The sequence below is a fragment of the Paenibacillus foliorum genome, assembly GCF_013141765.1.
GTDB lineage: Bacteria > Bacillota > Bacilli > Paenibacillales > NBRC-103111 > Paenibacillus_S > Paenibacillus_S foliorum.
On the sequence record NZ_WHOD01000091.1, the window covers coordinates 1 to 601 of the forward strand.

At 49.8% G+C, this 601-nt stretch carries 6 tRNA genes; all 6 read right to left on the bottom strand.

Annotated features, from left to right (window positions below):
- Nucleotides 1-2: 2 nt before the first annotated feature.
- Nucleotides 3-74, bottom strand: a tRNA-Gln gene (locus GC093_RS23995).
- A gap of 15 nt (nt 75-89) precedes the next feature.
- A tRNA-Thr gene (locus tag GC093_RS24000) sits at nt 90-165 on the bottom strand.
- 1 nt (nt 166) lies between these two features.
- A tRNA-Val gene (locus tag GC093_RS24005) sits at nt 167-242 on the bottom strand.
- A gap of 55 nt (nt 243-297) precedes the next feature.
- Nucleotides 298-369: transfer RNA gene (locus tag GC093_RS24010), tRNA-Glu, on the bottom strand.
- Between the two features lie 6 nt (nt 370-375).
- Nucleotides 376-451: transfer RNA gene (locus GC093_RS24015), tRNA-Thr, on the bottom strand.
- 3 nt (nt 452-454) lie between these two features.
- Nucleotides 455-530 (bottom strand) — tRNA-Asn (locus GC093_RS24020).
- Nucleotides 531-601: the final 71 nt, after the last annotated feature.

Sequence of the window (601 nt, forward strand, 5' to 3'; positions counted from 1 at the left end):
GGCTGGGGATCTAGGATTCGAACCTAGGCATGACGGAGTCAAAGTCCGTTGCCTTACCGCTTGGCTAATCCCCATTATTCGAATTTCACTGGTGCCGCCGAGAGGACTTGAACCCCCAACCTACTGATTACAAGTCAGTTGCTCTACCAGTTGAGCTACAGCGGCATGGTGGACGCTGACGGGATCGAACCGCCGACCCTCTGCTTGTAAGGCAGATGCTCTCCCAGCTGAGCTAAGCGTCCAGCTTAAAACTGCTTAAGGGTCCACAGCCATCATTATTCAATGGCATCATAACAATGACCCGTAGGGGACTCGAACCCCTGTTACCTCCGTGAAAGGGAGGTGTCTTAACCACTTGACCAACGGGCCTTGTACTGGAGCTTCCAACCGGAATCGAACCGGTGACCTCATCCTTACCATGGATGCACTCTACCTACTGAGCTATGGAAGCATATGGCTCCCCGAACAGGACTCGAACCTGTGACAACTCGATTAACAGTCGAGTGCTCTACCAACTGAGCTATCAGGGAATGTAAGATAAAGGGTCCCATAAAATACTTCAAATCAACTATATTAGTTTATTCTTCACTTTATGGAACCT